The sequence below is a fragment of the Pelotomaculum sp. PtaB.Bin117 genome, assembly GCF_002067195.1.
Taxonomy (GTDB): domain Bacteria; phylum Bacillota; class Desulfotomaculia; order Desulfotomaculales; family Pelotomaculaceae; genus Pelotomaculum_D; species Pelotomaculum_D terephthalicicum.
On record NZ_MVQM01000096.1, the window covers coordinates 1 to 8649 of the forward strand.

7 protein-coding genes and 1 tRNA gene are annotated in these 8649 nt (G+C 48.8%); 3 read left to right on the forward strand and 5 right to left on the reverse strand.

The features are described from left to right. From A4E54_RS06390 to aroF, 3 genes are all read right to left on the reverse strand, one after another. Positions 1 to 570: tyrosine-type recombinase/integrase (locus tag A4E54_RS06390; protein ID WP_286725125.1), on the reverse strand; the 570-nt coding region annotated here is incomplete at its 3' end. A gap of 275 nt (positions 571 to 845) precedes the next feature. Beyond that, a tRNA-Leu gene (locus A4E54_RS06395) sits at positions 846 to 928 on the reverse strand. Positions 929 to 1055: 127 nt separating this feature from the next. Continuing rightward, on the reverse strand, positions 1056 to 2072 hold the full coding sequence (aroF, locus tag A4E54_RS06400) for a 3-deoxy-7-phosphoheptulonate synthase (protein ID WP_240084704.1): 1017 nt from the start codon (positions 2070 to 2072) through the stop codon (positions 1056 to 1058). Between the two features lie 757 nt (positions 2073 to 2829). On the opposite strand from aroF, the gene A4E54_RS06405 reads away from it, so the two are divergent. The 3 genes from A4E54_RS06405 to A4E54_RS06415 are packed head-to-tail and all read left to right on the forward strand — an operon-like array spanning position 2830 to position 7633. Further along, the gene (locus A4E54_RS06405) at positions 2830 to 3375 is read left to right on the forward strand and encodes a TetR/AcrR family transcriptional regulator (protein WP_286725132.1); all 546 of its coding nucleotides are present in this window, start codon (positions 2830 to 2832) and stop codon (positions 3373 to 3375) included. Between the two features lie 27 nt (positions 3376 to 3402). Beyond that, positions 3403 to 4503 (forward strand): efflux RND transporter periplasmic adaptor subunit, encoded by a 1101-nt coding sequence (locus A4E54_RS06410; protein WP_248286080.1) that lies wholly within the window; start codon positions 3403 to 3405, stop codon positions 4501 to 4503. A 16-nt stretch (positions 4504 to 4519) separates the two neighbouring features. Beyond that, complete coding sequence (locus A4E54_RS06415; protein WP_240084701.1) at positions 4520 to 7633, forward strand: efflux RND transporter permease subunit; 3114 nt, start codon at positions 4520 to 4522, stop codon at positions 7631 to 7633. Between the two features lie 41 nt (positions 7634 to 7674). On the opposite strand, the gene A4E54_RS06420 is transcribed toward A4E54_RS06415, so the two are convergent. After that, a complete protein-coding gene (locus A4E54_RS06420) occupies positions 7675 to 8088 on the reverse strand; it encodes a hypothetical protein (protein WP_240084700.1) in 414 nt (137 codons plus the stop codon). A gap of 23 nt (positions 8089 to 8111) precedes the next feature. Beyond that, positions 8112 to 8649 (reverse strand): flotillin-like FloA family protein (locus tag A4E54_RS06425; RefSeq protein WP_286725130.1); only part of this gene is annotated, 538 nt, incomplete at its 5' end.

An 8649-nucleotide genomic window follows, 5' to 3' on the forward strand; every position in this document is an offset into this window, starting at 1 on the left:
TAAACTTCTGCCGCGAACATTCTTGTATTTTTTTAAGGCATCCCTGGTTGTTGTATTAAAAAAGACGTAACGTTCCTTGGCTCCTTTGCCCATGACTTTAATTTTCCGTTGATGAAGGTCAATATCATCCAGATGGATATTTAGTAATTCTGATAGCCTTAAGCCTGTGTCAAGTAAAACCAGCATAATACAGTAATCCCGGAAGCCTACAAATGTTTTTTTGTTTGGCATAGCCAAAGGCTCTTTTGCTTGCTCTGCTGTAAAAGCCTCAATTATTACCTTCGGAGCTTTAACCTTTTTCAATGGCTTTGCCGGGTCTTCAAGCAGATAACCTTCTTCCAGAAGAAAAGCAAAGAATTGTTGTATGGTTCTAATATAATGGTTAATTGTAGTGGGACTTAGTTCAATTCGAAGGCTCTGTAGTATAGTCTTTTTTAAATAATCGGTAGTTATCTTTATAGGAGCTGTGGGGTAATTCAGCGAGGTTAGAATTTTGTGAACCCCTATGAAATTAAGCTTATGGTGCCTTTTTGTATAGTAAGATAAATTCCGCTGGGTCAAGCTTTCCATGAACGCCTTCACGCAAAAATCTCAGTTGTCTCCGCCTGGATGGCTAGGGGTATGGGTGCCTTCCTCAATTTCCATAGTGGTTCTCCGGTGCCTTGCCATAAATTTCAGCCTCCTGTAAATTTTTTTTACAGGACATCTCATGTGTTTTCCCGGGAATATTATTAATCCCGGACACGTTTTTCCCCCACACGTATCCCGGATACGTTCCAAGAGGAAAAACCGAACGTTTCATAAAATCCACGTTCGGCTCAAACCCTTGTCATTACTGACTTTTGTGGTGTCGGAGACGGGACTTGAACCCGTACGGTTGCCCACACGCCCCTCAAACGTGCGCGTCTGCCAGTTCCGCCACTCCGACAAATAAACACAAGTGACCTTGCAGATGATATTATAACAGACAGACATTTTGAAAGCAAGTGTTAGTATTACGGGTTAGTATTACGGGTTGTTAGTATTGAGTAATCAGTATCACGAAAGTATATATTTCACCTGATGCGCCGGCCTATTGCGGGGGCTAGCCTTCTTAGTTCCGCCATTAAAGAACTGAAATCTTCAGGAGTAAGTGACTGTGGGCCGTCACTCAGCGCTTTGTCGGGCTCCGGATGGACCTCGATCAGCAAGCCGTCAGCACCGGCCGCCAATGCCGCCATGGACATGGGAGCCACTAGCTTTCGCTCCCCGGTTGCGTGGCTGGGGTCCACAATTACCGGAAGGTGACTCTGCCCTTTAACAACCGGAACAGCGCTCAGGTCCAGGGTATTACGCGTAGCAGTTTCAAAGGTGCGAATTCCCCGCTCACATAGAACTACATTTTCATTGCCCTCTGATATCACATACTCCGCCGCCATCAGCCATTCTTCGATAGTAGCTGAAAGACCGCGCTTCAGCAGGACAGGCTTACCCGAACGCCCCACTGCGCGCAAGAGGCGAAAATTCTGCATATTCCGTGCTCCCACCTGGATCATGTCTACATAATCCCGCGCAAGCTCCAAACTGGCCTCATCTATTATTTCGGTTACCGTGACCAATCCTGTTTCGGCAGAAGCCTCGGCCAGCAATTTCAAACCTTCTTCTTCCAGCCCCTGGAAGCTGTACGGCGAGGTTCTGGGTTTGAAAGCGCCTCCCCTGAGAATAACCGCCCCGGCCTGGCGCACCATCCGCGCGGCGGTTAGCAACTGTTCTCTGCTTTCAACCGCACATGGACCGGCTATTACGACTACGTCATCTCCTCCGATGATTACGTTCTTTACCTTGATTAAACTGCTTTGTCCTTTAGACTCCCGGCTCACCAGTTTGAACGGCTTCATAATCGGCACGATTTTTTCCACTCCGGGCATGGCTTCCAAGCCCAGGGAACTGATTATCCGGCGGTCCCCCACAGCGCCGATAACCAGACGGTTTACCCCGCGGATAATATGAATTTCAAAGCCGAATTGTTCAAGCCTTTGTTGAACAGCGTTAATTTGTTCCGTCCCGGCTGTCAAATTCATAACTACTACCATTGTACTAAAACCTCTCCTTCAATTTATATAAATGTATAAAACCTGCCGCTCCCATAATAAGGGACGAAAAGCAGCAGGTTTCCGCGGTACCACCCTAGTTGGCCATAATAGCCCTCTCTAATCAGATACGGGAATGCTATTGCACGTGTATAAAAATAAAACCTCTCGCCCATTAGGGACGAGAAGCCTACGCTTTCCGTGTTACCACCCTGATTGGTCCATGGTAAAACCATGATACCCCCTTGGCAAGAGTACGGGAATAACATTCCGATACCCCCTCCCATATAACGTCGGGAGATTACGTCCAAACCTACTTGCCGCAGGCAGCGGTTTCAGCCGGCTTCTCTGGAGAGAACTTCAACTGGCCATATCCTGAGAATGCTTCCAATCAACGACATTCCTTCCCTGGAGGACTGATACCAGTCTACTTTTCTCCTTCATTGACTTTCACATTTTATATTAAAATCAGTATACCACAAACATTGCTGCCATTACAATCATCTATTTTGATGCTTCGGGGAAATATTCGTTCTATCTCATCCTCAACCTATCGTTAAAGTTCCTGCATTGATTATATGCTTCCCGCTGGTTTAAATTATATTTTTTTTCTCAAACAGACAATAAAAACACAATTACTTCATGACAGTTTTTTTATTGACATATTTCAATACGGCTGTTATTCTTAATCATGCGGAAACTCAAGAAACCAATATGGTTTCCCTAGAGAGGGGAGCTGAACCGTCTGAGAGGAATAATAATTCAGTCCGCTTCCAGTCAAATAGAAAAATATGGATTCAGGAAATTCACCATTGACAACATTGCTTCGGATTTAAGCATCAGCAAAAAAACGGTGTACAAATATTTCACCAGCAAAAAAACGCTTATTGACGCTGTAGTTGACTACCATCTGGAGATATTAAGTAATTACGTGAAAAACATAACAAACAACCAACGAAGCTGGCTGGAAAAGCTTGAAGATATATTTTTTAGCTATATACCCAAGTACGATCCGGAACGTTTGCTGGAGCACATGAAGGAATTAAAACTGTATTTTCCGGAAGTATGGGAAAAAACAGAGAGAGTCAAAATAATTAAAAGAGAGCAGGTCCGGAAATTAATTTACACCGGTCTCCAAAACGGTGATGTGAGCCCGGACCTGAATCCTGCGGTAGCCATACTTGTATTTGAGCGAACAATGGATGCCGTGCTTGAAGAAGGGTTTCTAACAGAAAATAACCTTACCCCAAAACAAGCCATGGAAGCAGTGAAAGACACCTTATTATACGGGATTTTAAGAAGATAAGCGCAGCAGCAAGGGGTGATTCTTGTTTTGCAAGGCAGCTGGAAAAAATGGTTATGGATTCCTGTATTGCTGGGCCTGGCCTTAGGCTTGTTTAAATTTAGTGATTACTTGAAGAATAACAAGCAAGTTAACGCACCTAGTAATTTATCAATACAAACGGTTGAGGCAAAAGAAGCTGCAAAAGTAACGAAAGAAGAAACATTATCATACACGGGTACCATTGAGGCGGTTGATGAAGCTGTGATCAGCGCCAAAATAGCCGGCCGGGTGAACCAGGTAAGCGTGGAAAACGGTGACGCGGTGGCATCCGGCGCTGTTCTGGTTTCCCTGGAAAGCCAGGAATACATCAACGCGGTTACCATTAGCCGCGCCCTCCTGCAAAAGGCTGAAGTCAACCTGTCCACTGTGGAGGTTAATTATCAACGGAACAAGACCTTATATGAAAGCGGAGCGATATCTAAAAAAGATTTCGAAGACATTGAAATCTCCTTAAAACTAGCCGAAGCTGAAGTCAGTTCCGCCGCCGCTTCCCTGGCCAACGCCGAGGAATCCCTGCGGAACTGCACGGTAAACTCGCCGATTGGCGGCGTTGTGTCCGACCGTAACGTATCGAACGGCCAGGTATTGTCACCCGGCGCACAAATTATGTTGATAAAGAACATATCTGACGTGCACATGATTATCAGTGTGGAACAAAAGGACTTGGCCAGCATAACACGAGGCATGGAAGCGGTCGTTACCCTGGACTCATATCCCGACCGCAAGTTTACCGGAACAGTGGAAATTATCAACCCGTCCGCCAATAAATCAGCACGGGTATTTGAGACCAAGATAAGGATTAACAACAAGGATAACCTGTTAAAGCCCGGCATGTTCGCCAAAGCCGAATTAAAGACCGGCAAGACAGGGGAAATATTGGCGGTCCCCCAAAATGCCCTGACCGGAAAGGAAGGCATGTTTTTTGTATTCACCGCTGAAGGGGACAAGGCCAATCGCCGGCAAGTGGAAATAGGCCAGGTGGTTGAGCAACTGGTTGAAATCAAATCCGGCCTTACTGAAGGTCAAAAAGTGATTATTACCAACGTAAATAAGTTGAAAGACCAGGATAGCATTAAAATCTCCGACTAATGGAGGAGACGGACCGATGTACATTACCAACCTCAGCCTGAAAAGACCGGTATTCGCCACAGTAACTATCCTGGCGCTGGTCACCCTCGGCATAATCAGCTATCTTGGACTGAACATCAACGATTACCCGGAAGTGGAATTCCCTTATGTGGGCGTGACCATCGTCCAAAACGGCGCCTCCCCCGAACAGGTGGAAACCAAAATCGGCCTGAAGCTGGAAGAAGCGCTGGGACAGATAGCCGGAGTCAAGCACATCTATACCATGGCCCAAGAAGGCGTCTGCATCACCTACGCGGAGTTCACTCTGGATACTGCGCCGGATGTGGCAGCCCAGGATGTGCGGGACAAAATAGGCAGCATCCGGGGGGATCTGCCGGCGGATATTGAGGAACCGGTCATTAGCAAGTTCGATCCGACAGCTTACCCCATCTTTTCCCTGGCTGTCTACGGGGACGCGTCCTTGCGGGAACTGACAACCATCGTCGACGATTTGATCAAAAAGCGGATTGAGACTATAAATGGTGTGGGTTCGCTTAAAATATACGGCAAACAAGAAAGGGAAATTCAGATCCAACTGGATAAAAACAAGCTGGCCGCTTATAGCCTGACCACTCCTGAAGTTTTGGAGAGCCTGAGCGCGGAAAACCTGAACGTGCCGGGCGGCAAGGTGAAAAAGGACGACCTGCAGTTGACAATTCGCACCACGGGACAAATCAGCAAGGTGGACGATTTCACCAACCTGCCGGTGGCGCGCCGTGACGGGGTGCAGCTTTTTGTGAAAGACATCGGCACGGTGGTGGACGGAACCAAGGAAAGCGAAAACATATCCCGTTACCAGGGGAACTCCGCAATCGGCCTTGATATTATAAAACAGTCCGGCAGCAACACCGTGGAGGTGGCCCAAAAAGTCACAACAGCCATAGAAGATCTAAAAAAAGAGCTTCCGCCTGGTGTTCATTTAGATGTGGTCAGAGATAACTCGGGATATATTAAAGACGGGGTTCGTGACGTGGAAAAAACCCTGTTTGAAGGCAGCCTGCTGGCAGCGCTGATGGTATTTTTATTCTTACGGGACTGGCGCAGCACCCTGATCACCGCCCTGGTAATCCCCTCCTCGATTATTACAACCTTTTTCGCCATGCGGATATTGGGTTTTTCTCTAAACTTCATGTCGCTAATGGCCCTGTCCCTGTCGGTCGGCTTGCTGATTGACGACGCAATCGTGGTTATAGAAAACATCGTGCGTCATATGAAGTCCGGGAAAACACCTCTCGAAGCAGCCGAAGATGCTACATCCGAGATCGGTCTGGCGGTAACGTCAACTACCTTAACCGTGGTGGCGGTCTTCACGCCGGTCGGCTTTATGAGCGGTATCGTGGGACAATATTTTAAACAGTTCGGCATTACGGTAGTTTGCGCCGTATTAGTGTCGCTGCTGCTTTCTTTCACTCTGGTGCCCCTGCTTTCCTCCCGCAATCTTAAACCGGAAGAACAAACACCCAAAGGCCCTGTGCAAAAATTCCTGCACTGGTTTAACAGGGGATTCGACCGCCTGACCGGGATATACGCCAGCTTTCTGATGACCGTCTTAAGAAACCGGTTGATAACCATGATGGTAGCTATTCTATTGTTCGTGGGCAGCCTGTCTCTAACCCAAATGCTCGGCTCAACATTCATGCCCGAATCAGACGTAGGCGAGCTTTCGGTCAGCGCCGACCTGGACGCCGGCTTGAATCTGGAGGCAGCTTCAAAAATTGCCGAAAGGATGGAGGGCATAGTCAAAGGATACCCCGAGACGCTAAACATATATACCACTGTGACTTCCAGCCAGGTGAACGTATTCGTCAAGCTCACCGGCAAAGAACTTCGTGACAAGACGATTAACCAAATTGCGTCTGATATGCGGCAGGACTTCAATGTCCTGCCGGGCGTCAGGACGTCCATCGTCCTCCAGGGAGGCATCAGTTCTGAAAAAACAGTCCAATTCCGCCTGCTTGGAGATAATCTGGACGAACTATATGTGTATGCCGAGAAGGCTCAGAGGATTATGGAAGGGATACCCGGGGCGGTAGACGTCGGCATGAGCTACAAACCCGGCACACCTGAGGGCAAACTGCTGATCAAGCGCGACCAGGCCACCGACCTGGGCGTGAGCACGGCACAGGTGGCCGACACCCTGCGCACCCTGTTCAACGGGGTGGTGGTCGGCCAGTACGAGGAAGGTGAGGACCGCTTCGACGTGCGTGTCCTTTTAGGCGAAAAGCAACGCGGCAGCCTGAATGACCTGAATAACATTTATCTTGCCAGCCGTAATGCGGCCGGCAGTTCCGGGCAGACCCAGATGATCGCGCTGAACCAGGTAACCGATACTGTCTTTTCCACGGCTTCCAGTGAGATCAACCGCTTCGACCGTAAAAAAGAGATAGTATTGTCAGCCAACCTGGAAGGCACATCCCTCGGTAGTTTTAACAGCGCCTTTACGGCCAGGGCCGAGCAGGAGTTGCAGATGCCGCAAGGTTACAGCATTTTCGCCGGCGGTCAGTCGGAAATGATGGGCGATACATTTACCAATATATTTCTGGCCTTAATCACAGCCGTGTTATTCATATTTTTCATCCTGGCGGCACAGTTCGAAAGCTACATTGATCCTTTTTCGATCATGCTTTCCATACCGCTGGCGATCATCGGCGCCATTTTCGGCCTCCTGGTGGCCGGCAGCGAACTCAGCATCATGTCTATGATCGGGATTATCATGTTGATGGGACTGGTGACCAAAAACGCGATTCTGCTCATCGACTTTACGAAACAACAGCGGAAAAAGGGCGTGGAAAGAAACGAAGCCCTGCGCAGGGCCGCCCTAATTAGGCTAAGACCGATTATGATGACGTCCATGGCCATGATCGTCAGCATGATCCCGCTGGCTCTTGGTTTAGGTTCAGGCGCGGAAGGACGTGCGCCGATGGCCCACGCCATCATTGGCGGCTTGATTACGTCCACCCTGTTGACCCTGGTGGTTGTACCAGTCATCTATACCTTATTGGACGATATGAAGAAAAAAATAAGCACTCTCCATAGCAGGCGCGGCACCCCGGCGCCTGCTATGGAGAGTGCGTCAAAAGATATCATTTGACCCGACAATGGGCTTCGACGCGTTGCTCGACGACCAATTTATTACATCTTTACCCTTGGGAAATGTGAGTTATAGTGTTTTTTTGCCTGCAGCCCGCCGCGGGGACCAAGTATCTGAGACCAAACAAATCCTTTCACAAATTCGCCGGGGCGGATTATCCCGTCAAATGGTTCAGACTGATCAGGCCGCCCTTGATGTTCCCGGCAAGCAGCAATATCAGTGTTTTCCGTAGTTGGTTCACTGCTCTCTCCGGTCAGATATTCCGGCGTGTCCAACATTAACTCATTATTGCCTGGCTCATCAACAGGAGAACTGTCAAAAAGAATTTCCTCGCGTTCGCAGGCGGTTTCCTCAAAGGGTCCATCAGGTTTGTCCCAGGAAACGGAACGTTTCCTCAGTTGTCTGATACTCCTTATGACAATAAACAATATCAATAAAAACCATATATATTTCATGTCAACACGCCTTTTAAGCAAATTTACTTGGCAGGCAATATCGGTCCGTTGGCTTCACTGCCCTTGCCCATCTTCGACAGAGCGTCACGCATCTGGGTGTCTGCCAGGATGTTTTGCAGGTTGTAATAATCCATCACTCCGATTTTACCTTCCCGCAGGGCGTCGGACATCGCCAGGGGCACCTGGGCCTCTGCTTCAACCACCTTGGCGTGCATTTCCTGAACGGAAGCCTTCATCTCTTGTTCCCTGGCCACCGCCATGGCCCTGCGCTCCTCCGCCTTGGCCTGGGCAATCCGCTTGTCCGCCTCAGCCTGGTCGGTCTGAAGCTGCGCCCCGATATTGCGCCCGACATCAACGTCCGCGATATCAATCGACAATATTTCAAAAGCCGTACCGGCGTCGAGCCCCTTGCTCAAAACAGTCTGGGAAATCATATCGGGGTTTTCCAGGACGTGCTTGTGACTGTCCGCGCTGCCGACGGTTGTGACTACTCCCTCGCCAACCCTGGCGAGAATGGTTTCCTCACCGGCGCCGCCAACCAGGCGGTCAATGTTGGCCCGT